General features: G+C 68.3%; 14 protein-coding genes and 2 tRNA genes. 4 read left to right on the forward strand and 12 right to left on the reverse strand.

Features of this window, described 5'->3' with window-relative positions; genetic code table 11:
• Positions 1–16 precede the first annotated feature (16 nt).
• Genes E3T40_RS10495 through E3T40_RS10505 form a run of 3 tightly spaced genes read right to left on the reverse strand, consistent with a single transcriptional unit; the run spans position 17 to position 3,575 of the window.
• Positions 17–1,321, reverse strand: coding sequence for an acetyl-CoA C-acyltransferase (locus E3T40_RS10495; protein WP_370287914.1), 1,305 nt, complete (start codon positions 1,319–1,321; stop codon positions 17–19).
• Positions 1,302–2,738 carry a class I adenylate-forming enzyme family protein gene (locus E3T40_RS10500; protein ID WP_134543410.1) on the reverse strand — a complete coding sequence of 479 codons (1,437 nt, stop codon included), beginning with the start codon at positions 2,736–2,738 and terminating at the stop codon, positions 1,302–1,304. The genes E3T40_RS10495 and E3T40_RS10500 overlap by 20 nt, the downstream gene beginning before the upstream one ends.
• Positions 2,739–2,741: 3 nt before the next feature.
• A complete protein-coding gene (locus tag E3T40_RS10505) occupies positions 2,742–3,575 on the reverse strand; it encodes a class I SAM-dependent methyltransferase (RefSeq protein ID WP_104195234.1) in 834 nt (277 codons plus the stop codon).
• Between the two features lie 66 nt (positions 3,576–3,641).
• On the opposite strand from E3T40_RS10505, the gene E3T40_RS17095 reads away from it, so the two are divergent.
• Positions 3,642–4,115 carry a hypothetical protein gene (locus E3T40_RS17095; RefSeq protein ID WP_241981743.1) on the forward strand — a complete coding sequence of 158 codons (474 nt, stop codon included), beginning with the start codon at positions 3,642–3,644 and terminating at the stop codon, positions 4,113–4,115.
• A gap of 84 nt (positions 4,116–4,199) precedes the next feature.
• Positions 4,200–4,730: a M3 family metallopeptidase gene (locus tag E3T40_RS17100; protein ID WP_241981744.1), complete on the forward strand. Its 531-nt coding sequence runs from the start codon at positions 4,200–4,202 to the stop codon at positions 4,728–4,730.
• Here E3T40_RS17100 and E3T40_RS17620 read toward each other — a convergent pair.
• Positions 4,706–4,978 (reverse strand): benzoate/H(+) symporter BenE family transporter, encoded by a 273-nt coding sequence (locus E3T40_RS17620; protein ID WP_134543412.1) that lies wholly within the window; start codon positions 4,976–4,978, stop codon positions 4,706–4,708. The genes E3T40_RS17100 and E3T40_RS17620 overlap by 25 nt on opposite strands.
• On the opposite strand from E3T40_RS17620, the gene E3T40_RS17625 reads away from it, so the two are divergent.
• Positions 4,965–5,111 (forward strand): hypothetical protein, encoded by a 147-nt coding sequence (locus tag E3T40_RS17625; protein ID WP_370287915.1) that lies wholly within the window; start codon positions 4,965–4,967, stop codon positions 5,109–5,111. The two genes, E3T40_RS17620 and E3T40_RS17625, sit on opposite strands and share 14 nt — an antisense overlap.
• Before the next feature lie 113 nt (positions 5,112–5,224).
• Here the strand turns inward: E3T40_RS17625 and clpX are convergent, their stop codons facing one another.
• The 5 genes from clpX to E3T40_RS10545 form a co-directional block, all read right to left on the reverse strand.
• Positions 5,225–6,505 (reverse strand): ATP-dependent Clp protease ATP-binding subunit ClpX, encoded by a 1,281-nt coding sequence (clpX, locus tag E3T40_RS10525; RefSeq protein WP_104103359.1) that lies wholly within the window; start codon positions 6,503–6,505, stop codon positions 5,225–5,227.
• A 187-nt stretch (positions 6,506–6,692) separates the two neighbouring features.
• Positions 6,693–7,364 (reverse strand): ATP-dependent Clp protease proteolytic subunit, encoded by a 672-nt coding sequence (locus tag E3T40_RS10530; protein ID WP_104195231.1) that lies wholly within the window; start codon positions 7,362–7,364, stop codon positions 6,693–6,695.
• Positions 7,365–7,379: 15 nt separating this feature from the next.
• Positions 7,380–7,979, reverse strand: a complete 600-nt coding sequence (locus E3T40_RS10535) for an ATP-dependent Clp protease proteolytic subunit (RefSeq protein WP_104170288.1) — start codon at positions 7,977–7,979, stop codon at positions 7,380–7,382.
• 328 nt (positions 7,980–8,307) lie between these two features.
• A complete protein-coding gene (gene tig / locus E3T40_RS10540; RefSeq protein ID WP_134543414.1) occupies positions 8,308–9,705 on the reverse strand; it encodes a trigger factor in 1,398 nt (465 codons plus the stop codon).
• A 41-nt stretch (positions 9,706–9,746) separates the two neighbouring features.
• Positions 9,747–9,823, reverse strand: a tRNA-Pro gene (locus tag E3T40_RS10545).
• A 169-nt stretch (positions 9,824–9,992) separates the two neighbouring features.
• Between E3T40_RS10545 and E3T40_RS10550 the strand changes: the two genes are divergently transcribed.
• Positions 9,993–10,066, forward strand: a tRNA-Gly gene (locus E3T40_RS10550).
• Positions 10,067–10,098: 32 nt separating this feature from the next.
• On the opposite strand, the gene E3T40_RS10555 is transcribed toward E3T40_RS10550, so the two are convergent.
• The 3 genes from E3T40_RS10555 to E3T40_RS10565 all read right to left on the reverse strand — a co-directional run bounded on the left by E3T40_RS10555 (position 10,099) and on the right by E3T40_RS10565 (position 13,244).
• Positions 10,099–11,070 carry an L-lactate dehydrogenase gene (locus E3T40_RS10555; RefSeq protein ID WP_134543416.1) on the reverse strand — a complete coding sequence of 324 codons (972 nt, stop codon included), beginning with the start codon at positions 11,068–11,070 and terminating at the stop codon, positions 10,099–10,101.
• Between the two features lie 73 nt (positions 11,071–11,143).
• Positions 11,144–11,830, reverse strand: coding sequence for a response regulator transcription factor (locus E3T40_RS10560; RefSeq protein ID WP_104195215.1), 687 nt, complete (start codon positions 11,828–11,830; stop codon positions 11,144–11,146).
• Between the two features lie 4 nt (positions 11,831–11,834).
• Positions 11,835–13,244, reverse strand: a complete 1,410-nt coding sequence (locus E3T40_RS10565) for a sensor domain-containing protein (RefSeq protein ID WP_134543418.1) — start codon at positions 13,242–13,244, stop codon at positions 11,835–11,837.
• Positions 13,245–13,317: the final 73 nt, after the last annotated feature.

Genomic DNA, 13,317 nt, shown 5'->3' on the forward strand with positions numbered 1-13,317 from the left:
ACCCCGTGGTCGTGCGTCAGCGTGAGAGTCGGTCGACGCCCGCTGCCTCCGATGACAGGGACTGCTCCCAGCGGAACAATGCGGCGACCCCCAGGCCGCCGGCGATGCTGACCGCCGCGAGGGCGGCGTCCCCCGGCGTTGCCGCGGCGCGACACTGCTGCAGCAGCCTCAGCACCAGCAGGGCCCCGCTGGCGCCGAACGGATGCCCGAGGGCGAGCGCTCCGCCCTCGCGGTTGGCGTGCTCCTCCGCAACGCCGAGCAGATCGAGGGATGCAAGCACCTGCGCCGCGAACGCCTCGTTGAACTCGATCCGAGCCAGGTCGGCCCCGGTCAGGCCCTGCCGGAGCAGCACGAGGCGCGCGGCCTCGGCGCCGGCGATGCCGAGGAAGTTCGGGTCCGTGCCGGTGACCGCGGCGTCGACGAAGGATAACCAGCCGGTCAGTCCGAGTTCGCGTGCCCGCCGGCGGCTGGTGACCAGGACCACGACGGCGCCATCGGCATCCGCGCAGGAGTTGCCGGCGGTGACCGTTCCTCCCGGCCGGAAGACCGGCGCGAACCGGGCCAGCAGGGCCTTAGTCAGACCCGGGCGGGGACCCTCGTCGACGAAGACCGGGCCGGCCTCTGTCTGCAGCGGCACGATCTCGGGGGCCGGCACGGCGGCAGCCGTGGCGGCCAGCCGGTGACTGCGGAGGGCGAAGGCGTCCTGCCGCTGCCGGGAGATGCCGTAGCGGTCGGCCACGTTCTCGGCGGCGACGCCCATGTCGGGGTCGCCGACCGAATCGGGGGCGAAACGCACGCGATCGAAGAAGTCCGGCTGCCCGGCGCTCGAGGTGAGCCGGTGCGCGCGCAGCGGGGCCGTGCTGCAACTCTCGACTCCCCCGGCAAGGTAGAGGTCGCCGGCGCCGGCGGCAACCAACCGGCAGGCCAGCACGATGGCCTCAAGGCCGGAGCCGCACTGCCGGTCGATCGTGAGGCCGGGGACGGAATCCGGCAGACCGGCCGTCAGCGCGGCGAGGCGGGCAACATTGCCGCCGCCGCCCGCCGCGTTGCCGATGATGACGTCGTCGATGGCAGCCGGGGACACCCCGCCGCCGGACACCACGGCGTTCAGCACGGGGGCCAGCAAGTCTTCGGCACGGGTGTGCGCGAACACCCCGTTGCGGCGGCCGAAGGCGGTGCGGCGGGCAAGAACGATCACGGGTTCCCGGGCAGCGTCGGTTGGCGGGCCGGCGGGCGAATCGACGGTGTCGGCGCTGGGAGCAGCTGAGCCGTCGGCACCGACCGCATCCGGCCGGACTGGGTCAGCGGAGCGGGCGCACACGACGGTCACCCTCCTCGATCCAGCGGCGCAGCATCACCCGGCTGAGTTTACCGGCCGAGGTGAGCGGCAGTTCCGCCAGGGCGTAGTAGGCGCGGGGCCGGTGGGGCGCGGCGAGCAGAGCCACGACGTGCGACCGGATGCGCGCGGCATCCGTCTCGGAGCCCGCGATCACGGCGGCCACCACGCGGGTTCCGCGAACGGGGTCCGGCAGACCGGTGACGACGGCCGCCTCCACGCCGGGAAGGCCGCGCAAAGCCGCTTCGACCTGCTGCGGGTAGACGTTGTGCCCGGACGTGACGATGAGGTCGGCGCGGCGGCCGAGGTGGTGCAGCACGGCAGCCGGGTCGAGGAAGCCGATGTCGCCGACCGTGCACCAGTCGACCTCGCGGCGGAACGCCTCGCCGTCGTCGCCCCAGGCGTACCCGCCGCCCACCAGAAGGCTGCGCACGAATATGGTGCCCGGGGTGCCGGTCGGCAGCGCGCGTCCCGCGTCGTCCTGGATGCGCACCTCCACGCCGGGCAGAGCCCGCCCGACGGCGGTCGCCGAGATCGGCGACACCTCGCCGGGACGCAGCACGGATGCCGTCACGAAGCTCAGTTCGGCCGCCCCGTAGTACTCGAACATGCTGGCGTCCGGCGCCCAGAGGCGCAGCATCGACAGGGTTCCCGGGTCGAGTTTGGCCCCCGCACTCACGATGCCGGTGAGCCCCCTGCCGGTGGGTGGCCTGCCGTCCGTGCCGACGGACAGCGCGTGCGCGGCGATCACACGGAGCACGGTCGGCGCCGCCACGATCCGGGTGATCTGCTCGACAGTGACACAGGCGACAGCGTCGGCGGCGGAGAAGCGGGGCAGAGCGAAGAAGGCGGAGCCGGTGTGCAGCGATTCGGCGAAAGCGTAGAGGCTGAGGCTGGCAGAGAGCGGGCCGGGCGCCAGTGTGCGGTCGTGCCGAGTCAGGCCGAAGAACTCGGTGCCCAGCGCGAACGAGCGCTGCCAGGAGGCTCGGCTGCGCGTGAATGCCTTCGGCACGGAGGTCGTGCCGGAGGTGAACCCGTAGAGGAAGTCCCTGTCGGGTGGACCGTCGCGCAGCTCCGTGCCGAGCAGGGGCGCGCCGGCGGCGACCCGTCCGTCCAACCCGGCGATCCTCGCCAGGCGTTCCTCGACCACCCTGCGCTGCGCCTCCGGCCAGTCAGGGTTGAGAATCGCAGAGCAGCGGCCGTCGGAGACGCCCGCGGCGAAGGCAACGGCGAACGCGGTGCCGTGGGGCAGGCAGACGCTGGAGATCCGGGGCGTCGCGGGCAGGATCGCCGCCGCCGCATCGCGGAGCTCGGCGAAGCTGATTCGGTCGGGGCCGACCGCGACGGCGGTGGCGTCGGGCTGGACCTGGGCCCAGTGTTGGAGTCGGTCGAGGAACGGCACGGGCTACTTCCTGGCGACGATCTCGCCGTGTGGGATACCGCACCAGCCATCGGGGTCGCCGGCCCACTGCAGCCACGCGGCCTGCATCATCCGAAGGTCGGCGAGGTCGGCCGCGCCCACCTCGATGGCGTGTGCCGCGAAGTCGGACTCGATCACCCGCTCGGCCCAGGATCGCCCCCACCACTCGCGTTCGACATCCGAGGCGAAGCACCAAAGGGATGCCGAACTCGCCACGTCGGTGAACCCGGCCTTGCGCGCCCAGGCTTTGAGAGCGCGCCCGGCGTCGGGGTCGCCGCCGTTCCAGTACTGCACGTCGCGGAAGGCGCTCTCCCACAGCTGCAGGCCCTGAAGCTTCGGGTAGTACATCACTCCCCCGGAATCGACGTCGCGGGCGGCGAGGATCCCGCCCGGTCTCAGCACGCGCCGGAACTCCCGCAGCGCGGCGACGGGGTTGGCGAGGTGCTGGAGCACCTGGTGCGCGTGCACGATGTCGAAGCTCGCGTCGGCGAAGCCGAGCGCGTAGGCGTCACCCACCCGGAACGACACGTTCCGCACCCCCTCATCGAAGGCCAGCCCGGCTGCGCGCCGCACAATCTGCTCCGACGCATCGATGCCGGTGACCTGACCGGGATACAGCCGGCGTGCCAGGTCGACCGTGACCGTGCCCGGACCGCAGCCCACGTCGAGCAGGGTCAGCCCGGCATCCAGGTGCGGGATCAGGTAGGCCGCCGAGTTGGCCACCGTGCGCCAGGTATGCGAGCGCAGCACGCTCTCGTGATGCCCGTGCGTGTACTGCTCCCGGGGCGCGGTCTCGGGGCGTGCCGGCTCGTCGATCATGAATCGATCCTAGGCGTGCGGGGGAATACTCCGACAGACGAAATGTGGATGAGACAGGGTGAAGAAATGAACCCCTTCGCCAGCATCAGCACGCTTCCGTTCGAGCTGCCCCCGTTCGCGTTGATTGCGGAGGAGCACTACCGGCCGGCGTTCCTGGACGGTATGTCCGAGCAGTTGGCCGAGATTGCGGCGATCTGCGCGAGCGCGGATGCCCCCACCTTCGACAACACGATGGTTCCGCTCGAGCGCAGCGGACCGTTGCTGACCCGGGTGGCCGAGGTGTTCTTCAACCGGAGTTCGTCGGACTCCAGCGACTTCACCAACGCCCTCGAGGAGGAATTGGCCCCGCTCCTCGCGGCGCACGCGGACGCCATCCGTCTGGACCCTGGCCTGTTCACCCGGATCGCCGCTCTGCAGGAGCAGCGGGACCGGTTGGACCTGGAGCCGGAGGAGCGCTACCTGATCGAGCGGTACTTCACCGAGTTCACGCTCGCGGGCGCGGGCCTCGGCGACGACGACAAGGCCCGGCTGCGTGACTAGAATACGCGGCTCTCCACGGTCACCACCCGGTTCGAGAAGAACCTGCTCGCCGACACCATCGATCTGGCACTCGCGCTCGACGACGTGAGCGAGCTGGATGGCCTCACCCCAGGTCAGATCTCCGCCGCGGCCGAGGCCGCCCACGAGCGCGGCCTGACCGGCCGTTACGTGATCACTCTGGTGCTGCCTACCTCGCACCCCTACTTGGCACAGCTGACGAACCGGGGTGTGCGGGAGCGGCTGCTGGCCGCCTCACGGTCCCGGGGCATCCGTGGCGGGCTTTTCGACAACCGCGCCCTCGTGCTGGAGATCTCGCGGCTGCGCGCCGAGCGGGCCCGGCTGCTCGGATTCGACAGCCACGCGGCCGGGGTGACCGCGGACCAGACGGCGAAGTCCCCGGAGGCGGTCGCCGACATGCTCGGGCGCCTCGCGCCGGCGGCAGCCCGGAATGCGCGCGTCGAGCAGGCCGACCTGCAGGTGCAGATCGATGCAGACGGCGGGGACTTCGAGCTCGCCGCCTGGGACTGGGCCTTCTACACGGAGAGGGTGCGGCGAGTCCGCTACGACGTGGACACCGCGGCCATGCGCCCCTACTTCGAGTTGCCGTCAGGTTGATGCCGTGCGCGCCGACGACCGATCCGACCGCGGTCGCCAGACCGGAGCCGACCAGGATCGCGCAGGGCAGAGGCTGGTAGCCGAACGTCGATGATCGCGGCCACGACCATGGTCGCCGGCACCATCCACGCGCGCGCCAGCTTGAACACGGCGAGCCAGACCAGAACAACCAGCACCGCGAGCAGCGGCTGCTGCACGGCTGCCGTCACCAGGGCCGGGCAGATCGGGAACAGGATGCCGGCAAGCATCGCACTGGCGATCGGCTTCGGGATACAGCACGCCGTCGATGCCGACCAGCAGGCAGAGGGCCAACAGGCCGGATGCCGCCTGCGAATCGGTGGCGCCCACGGCCTGCAGCCCGGCGATGACGAGCACGAATAAACCGGCGAATCCGGTGACCGCCGCAACAACGCCGACGAAGGCGGGCTGGTACACGGCGGCCCCCGGGCTCAGTTCGTTCGGGTGCCGAAGCGGGGTGAGGCCGGACGCTGAACCTAGGCGGACTTGTCGACGCGACGGGCCTTGTGCAGCACGATCGTGGGCTCGGCGTTATCGAGCACAGCGGCCCGGGTGACCACGACGCGCGCCACCTCGGAGCTCGACGGCACCTCGAACATGATCGGTCCGAGCACCTCTTCCATGATCGCTCGCAGGCCGCGCGCACCGGTCTTGCGCAGGACCGCGAGGTCGGCGATGGCCTCCAGCGCCGGCTGTTCGAATTCGAGCTCGACGCCGTCGAGCTGGAACATGCGCTGGTACTGCCGCACGAGGGCGTTCTTCGGGACAGTTAAAATCTGCATCAGGGCCACCTGGTCGAGCTGGGTGACGGTGGTGACCACGGGCAGACGGCCGATGAACTCGGGGATCAGGCCGAATTTGTGCAGGTCTTCGGGGAGCACCTCACTGAACAGGTTGACGTCGTCGCCCTTACTGTGAAGCGGAGCGCCGAACCCGATGCCCTTCTTGCCGGCCCGCGTCGAAATGATGTCATCCAGGCCCGCGAACGCGCCGGCCACGATGAACAGCACATTCGTGGTGTCGATCTGAATGAATTCCTGGTGCGGATGCTTGCGCCCACCCTGCGGCGGAACCGAGGCCACAGTGCCCTCGAGAATCTTCAACAGGGCCTGCTGCACGCCCTCGCCGGACACGTCGCGGGTGATCGAGGGATTCTCGGCCTTGCGCGCGATCTTGTCGATCTCGTCGATGTAGATGATGCCGGTCTCGGCGCGCTTGACGTCGTAGTCGGCGGCCTGGATCAGCTTGAGGAGGATGTTCTCCACGTCTTCACCGACATAGCCGGCCTCGGTGAGGGCCGTCGCATCCGCCACGGCGAAGGGAACGTTGAGGCGTTTTGCCAGCGTCTGGGCGAGGTAGGTCTTGCCGCAGCCGGTAGGGCCGATCAACAGAATGTTGGACTTGGCGATCTCCACGTCGTCGTGGATGGCGTCGGCGGCGGTGAGGGTGGCGCGGGAGCGTACGCGCTTGTAATGGTTGTAGACGGCAACGGCGAGGGCGCGCTTGGCGGCTTCCTGCCCGATGACGTATTCCTCGAGGAAGCCGAAGATCTCCTTCGGCTTGGGCAATTCGAATTCGCCGGCACCGTCTTCAGCGGTGGCTTCGGCCAAACGCTCCTCGATGATCTCGTTGCACAACTCGACGCACTCGTCACAGATGTAGACACCGGGGCCCGCAATGAGCTGCTGCACCTGCTTCTGGCTCTTTCCGCAGAAAGAGCACTTCAACAGGTCAGCGCTTTCGCCTATTCGGGCCATCCGTCAGCCTCCTCCATTGATAACTGCATCGAGCCTAGCCTGTGCCTGTGCGGCACGGGTGCAGGCTGACCGCATCTGGCGAATAACGTTCAGGCACCGTTGTGCCCGAACTCTCCGATATGCGAAACGCGACGGATGCCCGGCTCCGTTGAGCCCGGACATCCGTCGCGTTCACGGTTTCTCTCTACTACTTGACGAGCGTGGGCACGTTTTTGCGGCTGGTCAGGATCTGGTCGATCAGGCCGTACTCGAGGGCCTCGGCCGAGCCGAGGATCTTGTCGCGGTCGATATCCTTGTGAACCTGCTCCGCGCTGCGGTTGGAGTGGTGAGCAATGGTGAATTCGAGCCACTCCCGCATCCGCTGAATCTCAGCTGCCTGGATCTCGATGTCGGAGGCCTGACCTCCGCCCTGTCCGCCGGCCGAGGGCTGGTGGATGAGGATGCGGGCGTTGGGAAGGGCGAGGCGCTTCCCGGGTGTGCCGCCGGCAAGCAGCACGGCCGCAGCGGATGCCGCCTGGCCGAGGCAGACCGTCTGGATGTGCGGACGAATGTACTGCATCGTGTCGTAGATCGCCGTCATCGCGGTGAAGGAGCCACCCGGCGAGTTGATGTACATCACGATGTCCCGGTCCGGGTCCTGGCTCTCGAGCACCAGGAGCTGGGCCATGACGTCATCGGCGGACGCGTCGTCCACCTGCACGCCGAGAAAGATGATGCGGTCCTCGAAGAGCTTCGCGTAGGGGTCCTGGCGCTTGTAGCCGTAGGCCGTGCGCTCTTCAAACGTGGGAAGGATGTATCGGGCCTCGGGAGCCTGCGAAACGCGGCCCCCGGCCTGGTGACCAAAATTCGTGAATTCCATGTCGTCTCGCCCGTCCTACTTCTTGTTCACTGAGTCGTTGGTGCCGCCGCCGCCGACCACTTCCGACGCGGAGCCGCGCAGGTGGTCGACAAAACCATAGGCCACGGCCTCGTGAGCGGTAAACCAGTTGTCGCGGTCGTTGTCGATGAGGATCTGCTCGACCGACTTGCCGGTCTGCTCTGCCGTGAGTTCGGCCATCCGCTTCTTCATATCCAGGATGACCTTCGCCTGCGTCTGGATGTCGGCGGCCGTGCCACCGAATCCGCCGGACGGCTGGTGCAACAGGACCCGGGCGTTGGGTGTGATGTACCGCTTGCCCTTGGTTCCAGAGGACAACAGGAACTGCCCCATCGAGGCAGCGAGTCCGATGCCGACGGTGACGATGTCGTTCGGAACGAACCTCATCGTGTCGTAAATGGCCATGCCCGCCGTGATTGAGCCGCCGGGCGAGTTGATGTACAGGAAGATATCCCGCTCCGAGTCCTCTGCGGCCAGCAGCAGGATTTTGGCACAAATCTCGTTGGCGTTCTCATCCCGGACCTCTGAACCCAGCCAGATGATGCGGTCTTTCAGCAGTCGGTCAAAAATGCCCGGTGTAGGTGTCATATCGGCCATGTCGCGCTCCGTTTCACTTGTCGCTTCAGATTGAATCTATAGGAGCCGACGCTCCGGAACGGCTGTGTTCGCCCTCGGCAGATAACGCGCCGCCCACGCATCCGTCGCTCCGAACCAATTCGACGGAGATTTTGCTCTCCTGGCCCCGAAAACCGTGAATAACGGCCCTAAACCCGAAAATCTCCGTCGAATTGGTCCAGGGCGGGATGCCTGAGGGACAGGGACGGGATCAGGGACATGGGCGTGGTGGGGGCGGCAGGGCAGAAACGAGGAACGGGCCGGATGTCTGTGACATCCAACCCGTACGCTCGCGTGAGCGGTCGTCGTGCTACTTCTTGGCGGCGGCCTTCTTCTTCGCCGCGGAGGCCTTGATGGCCTCGACCTCGGCGTCGACCTCGGCGGCGTCGGAGTCGTCCTCTTCGATCTCCTCGTCCTCGCCGGACGCCTCGTCGGCGACCGCGACGAACTCGGACAGGTCGACGGCGTTGCCGTTGGAGTCAACGACCTCGGCCTTGCCCAGTGCGATGGCGAGGGCCTTGTTGCGCGCAACCTCGGCCACCATCGACGGGATCTGACCGTTGCCGCTCAGCGCCTGGACGAATTCGCTCGGGTCCATGCCGTACTGGGCTGCGCCCTGGATCAGGTACTGGGTGAGCTCGTCCTGGCTGACCTGGACCTTCTCGGCCTCGGCGATGGTGTCGAGCAGGATCTGCTGACGGAAGGTCTTCTCGCTGGCCTCGGTGACCTCGGCGCGGTGCTCGGCGTCTTCGAGGCGGTTCTCGCCCTCGAGGTGGCGACGAACCTCGTCCTCGATGATCGCGGTCGGAATCGGCACCTCGACCGACTCGAGCAGCTGCTCGACGAGCTTCTCGCGGGCCTGGGTGCCCTGGCCGAAGACCTTGGAGCGCTCGACCTGGCCCTTGAGGCTCTCGGTCAGTTCGGCGATGGTGTCGAACTCGCTGGCGATCTGCGCGAAGTCGTCGTCGGCGGTGGGAAGCTCGCGCTCCTTGACGGCGCCGACGGTGACGGTGATCTCGGCGGTCTCGCCCTCGTGGTCCCCACCCATGAGGTTGGAGTTGAAGGTGGTGGTCTCGCCGGCGCTGAGGGAGTCGAGCGCCTCGTCGATGCCGTCGATGAGGTCGCCGGAGCCGACCTCGTAGGAGATGCCGGTGGCGTTGTCGACCTCGACGCTGTTGATGGCGGCGATCAGGTCGATCTGCACGAAGTCGCCCGTGGTGGCGGGGCGATCGACGGTGACGAGCGTGCCGAAGCGGCTGCGCAGGTTGTCGAGTTCCTCGGTGACCTCTTCATCGGACACCTCGACGGCGTCGACGGTGAGCTTCAGCCCGGAGTAGTTCGGCAGGTCGATCTCGGGGCGCACGTCGACCTCGATGGCCAGTTCCAGGTCTCCGGAGAAGTCCTTGTCGCTGGGCCAGGCGACGATGTCTGCCTCGGGGCGGCCCAGTGGGCGCAGCTTGTGCTCGGTCACGGCCGAGCGGTAGAAACCGTCGAGGCTCTCGTTGACCGCATGCTCGAGCACGGCGGACTTGCCGACACGCTGGTCGATGATGGCCGGCGGGACCTTGCCCTTGCGGAAGCCGGGAATGTTGATGTCCTCGGCGATGTGGCCGTAGGCGTGGGTGATGCTGGGCTTCAGCTCCTCGGGAGCCACCGAGATGGTGACCTTCGCGCGAGTGGGGCTCAGTTGTTCTACCGTGGACTTCACGTGGCAATCTCCTGTGTTCGACCGATGTATTTAGGGGGTGTTGGTCGGGGCGACAGGATTCGAACCTGCGACCTCTCGGCCCCAAACCGAGCGCTCTACCAAGCTGAGCTACGCCCCGGACAATTTCTCAACCCGGTGATGGCATCCGCTTGGCGCGCAGAGTTCGCGCAATTCGCGGAATGACCTCAATGAGTCTACTGCACGGTCCGGATGCCGCGGGTCGAGACGTGCAGCTGGCGACCGTCGACGTGTACTACGCTGAGTGAGTGCGCAGGGAACTGCGCCCGGGGGATGTAGCTCAATGGTAGAGCCTCAGTTTTCCAAACTGATGGCGCGGGTTCGATTCCCGTCATCCCCTCCACACCATGCCCTGGACGGACCGTCTCACACGGCTCAGTCGAGTCCGAGCCCGTTCAGCGTCGTGCGCAACGTCGCCGCCGAGTGCTCGAACAGCTCCTGCTCCTTCTCGCTGAAGGGAACCTCGATCACACGCGAGACGCCCTCGGCGTTGATCACGCTCGGCACCGACAGCGCAACGTCGCTGACGCCCCGGTAGTCGGTGAGCACCGAGCTGACCGGAAGCACGGCGCCCTCGTCGCGCAGCACGGCCTCGGCGATCCGGGCCCCCGAAAGCCCGATCGCGTAGTTCGTGGCGCCCTTGCCGGCGATGACTGTGTACGCCGCGGTCTTCACGCTCTCGGTTATCGCGTCGAATTCCGCCTCCGAGAACGGCACCAGACCCTTGGGCGAGATGTCGTCCTGCACCCACTCGGCCAGGGAGATCGGGCCGATCCGGGCCTGGGACCAGAGCGGGAACTCCGAGTCGCCGTGCTCTCCGACGATCACGGCGTGCACATTGGCGATCGCGACGCCGACCCGGTGCGCGAGCATCCAGCGCAGCCGGGAGGAGTCGAGCACCGTGCCCGACCCGAAGACGCGCGTGGCCGGCAGCCCGCTGAACTGGCGGGCAGCATAGGCAAGCACGTCGCAGGGGTTGGTGACGAGCATGTAGACGGCGTCCGGGGCTCGCTCGACCAGCTGGGGCATCAGCTCCCGCAGGATCCCGACATTGACGCCGGCCATCTCGAGCCGGGACTGACCGGGGTGCTGTCTGGCCCCGGCCGTGATCACGACCATGTTCGCCCCCGCGATGGCGTCGAGGTCGCTGCCGCCGGCCACGCAGGAAGCACCCGTGAACTGGGTGCCGTGGGCCAGGTCGAGAACCTCGGCCTCCACCTTGGGCCCGTTGATGTCGTAGAGCACGACTTCCCGCGCGGACTGCCGGATCAGTGCGGCGTAGGCCAGGGACGACCCGACGGCCCCGGCTCCGATGATGGCCAGCTTGGAATTCGCGATCTCGCTCATGAGCTAATTCTGCACCCCTGACCGGGCCGGATCCGAGCATCCGGATATCCGTGGCTGAGTCAGTGCCGCCGGGTCAGTGCCGCAGGTAGGTGAGCACGGCCAGCACCCGGCGGTGGTCGGAGCCCGAGTCGTCGAGGCCGAGCTTCTGGAAGATCGAGGTGACGTTCTTCTCGACCGCGCCGACGCCGATCACGAGCTTCGCGGCGATGCCGGCGTTGGTGCGCCCCTCCGCCATCAGCCCGAGCACGTCACGCTCACGCGGGGTGAGGGCCGCGACCGGGTCGGTGCGGCGGGCCAGCAACTCGCGCACGACCTGCGGGTCGAGCACGGTGCCGCCCGCGCTGATCCGGGTCACGGCGTCCCGCAGCTCGTCGAGCGACGCCACCCGGTCCTTGAGCAGGTAGCCCAGTCCCCCGTTGCCGGCGGCGAGAAGTTCATGCGCGTAGGTGCCCTCCACATACTGACTGAGCAGCAGGATGCCCACCGACGGCAGCCTGCGGCGCAGTTCCAGCGCGGCGCGCACGCCCTCGTCCCGGAAGGTGGGCGGCATCCGCACATCCAGCACGGCGATGTCGGGCCGCAGCGCGTCTACCTCGGCCAGAAGGGAATCCGCGTCGCCGTAGGACGCGACGGTCACAAACCCGGCCTCGTCGAACAGGCGGATCAGACCCTCTCTGAGCAACACCGAGTCCTCGGCCAGCACGAGCCGCAGGGGTGGGGCGGAGGCAGCGGCGGGAATGGCTGAGGCGAGGTCGGTCATCCGTTCAGGATACGGCGACGGCTCGCGCCGGCCGGGCCGCGGGCAGTGGGATGTGTGCCCCGATCGCGGTCGGGCCACCCTCGGGGCTCCGCACCGACAACACCCCGCGAAGGCCGTGCAGGCGTTCGTCGAGTCCCTGCAGGCCGTGGGCATCGGTCAGCCGGGCCCCGCCGATGCCGTCGTCGATCACCCATAGGTCGAGCCAGATGGCGCCGGCGGCCCCCATGCTGGCAGGGCTGCCGGTGCTCCCGTCGTCGGGGACGGCGCGCAGGGCCAGGTGCAGACGGATGTCCGTGGCCCGCGAGTGCTTGGCGGCGTTGGTGAGCAACTCCGCGCCGACGAAATATGCGCTCCGCTCGATTTCGCTGGGCAGCCGCAGCGCCGGGTCGACCTGCAGCTCGAGCCGCACCGGGATGGTGCTACGGGCGGCCAGGGACTCGAGGCCGGCGAGGAGGCCGCGGTCCTGCAGGAGGGGCGGCACCAGACCGCGGGACAGCGCCCGCAGCTCCTCGAGGGTGTCGTGAGCCTGCTCCCGGGCCTCCACGATCAGGGTGCGCGCGGCATCCGGGTCGGTATCGAGCTTGCGCTCGGCGCTGGCGAGGTCCATCTGCAGGCGCACCAGGCGCTGCTGCGGACCGTCGTGGATGTCCCGTTCCAGGCGCCGCAGGGACTGGTCTTCCGCGGCGACGGCCGCCCCGCGCGACGCGCTGAGGTCGGCGACCTCACGCTGCAGGGCCTCGGACCGCCAGGCGCCCAGCATGCCGCGGGCCGCGAACTGGTGCAGCCGGGTGAACGCGTGCGTGATGTACGGCAGAGTCAGCAGAAAGAGGATGCCCAGGACGAGCTGGAGGAGGCTTTCGGCCAGGAGCGGGTCGATCGGGAGCGTGGTGCCCGGCAGAATCCAGTTCAGGATGATCGCGTGCAGGTCGTCGTTCCAGTCCTCGGGGAGGAAGCGGCCCCAGATCCAGTAGCTGACGCCGCCGAGGCCCACCGACAGCCAGACTACGGTGACGATCCAGCTGACAAGCCCGACCACGAAGTTCACGACCATGCCGTGCAGCAGGTAGAGCCAGTAGTGCCCGTTGACGAGCGGGCCGAGCAGGGCGCGGAGGGTGGTGGCCGGCTCCCCCGGCGTCGCCCACCGCGGCGGGGTGATGGCAGGCTGGCCGGCCCAGCGCAGGCGGGCGAGTTCGACCAGACCGATGCCGCGGGCGAGGTAGAGGGACGCCACGACAACGACGATCCCGACGACGGCGGCGAGCAGGCCGATGCCGGTGAAGAATACGGTGCTCAGAACGGTGAGGGCGATCACGACCACCGGCAGGGTCAGCAGTAGAAAGAGCAGCTCCTGCGGCACGCGCCGCCAGAGCGCGCTATATCCGGCGCCTGCGAGGGTTTCGGTCGGTGCGGTCATAGTGTCCTCCATTAAGTCTGTCGGTACTCAGCCTGATCGCCGGGCCGGGTAGACGACATCCCGCTGCCAACCG

This window comes from Cryobacterium sp. TMT1-19 (assembly GCF_004403055.1).
Lineage (GTDB): Bacteria > Actinomycetota > Actinomycetes > Actinomycetales > Microbacteriaceae > Cryobacterium > Cryobacterium sandaracinum.

Excerpts from the sequence above, each read along its gene's own strand:
- clpX (WP_104103359.1), bottom strand. The coding sequence starts at position 6,505 with ATGGCCCGAATAGGCGAAAGCGCTGACCTGTTGAAGTGCTCTTTCTGC.
- E3T40_RS10505 (WP_104195234.1), bottom strand. The coding sequence starts at position 3,575 with ATGATCGACGAGCCGGCACGCCCCGAGACCGCGCCCCGGGAGCAGTAC.
- E3T40_RS17095 (WP_241981743.1), top strand. The coding sequence starts at position 3,642 with ATGAACCCCTTCGCCAGCATCAGCACGCTTCCGTTCGAGCTGCCCCCG.
- E3T40_RS17620 (WP_134543412.1), bottom strand. The coding sequence starts at position 4,978 with ATGCTTGCCGGCATCCTGTTCCCGATCTGCCCGGCCCTGGTGACGGCA.
- E3T40_RS10555 (WP_134543416.1), bottom strand. The coding sequence starts at position 11,070 with ATGAGCGAGATCGCGAATTCCAAGCTGGCCATCATCGGAGCCGGGGCC.
- E3T40_RS10560 (WP_104195215.1), bottom strand. The coding sequence starts at position 11,830 with ATGACCGACCTCGCCTCAGCCATTCCCGCCGCTGCCTCCGCCCCACCC.
- E3T40_RS10535 (WP_104170288.1), bottom strand. The coding sequence starts at position 7,979 with ATGGCCGATATGACACCTACACCGGGCATTTTTGACCGACTGCTGAAA.
- E3T40_RS17625 (WP_370287915.1), top strand. The coding sequence starts at position 4,965 with ATGCCGGCAAGCATCGCACTGGCGATCGGCTTCGGGATACAGCACGCC.
- E3T40_RS10530 (WP_104195231.1), bottom strand. The coding sequence starts at position 7,364 with ATGGAATTCACGAATTTTGGTCACCAGGCCGGGGGCCGCGTTTCGCAG.
- E3T40_RS10565 (WP_134543418.1), bottom strand. The coding sequence starts at position 13,244 with ATGACCGCACCGACCGAAACCCTCGCAGGCGCCGGATATAGCGCGCTC.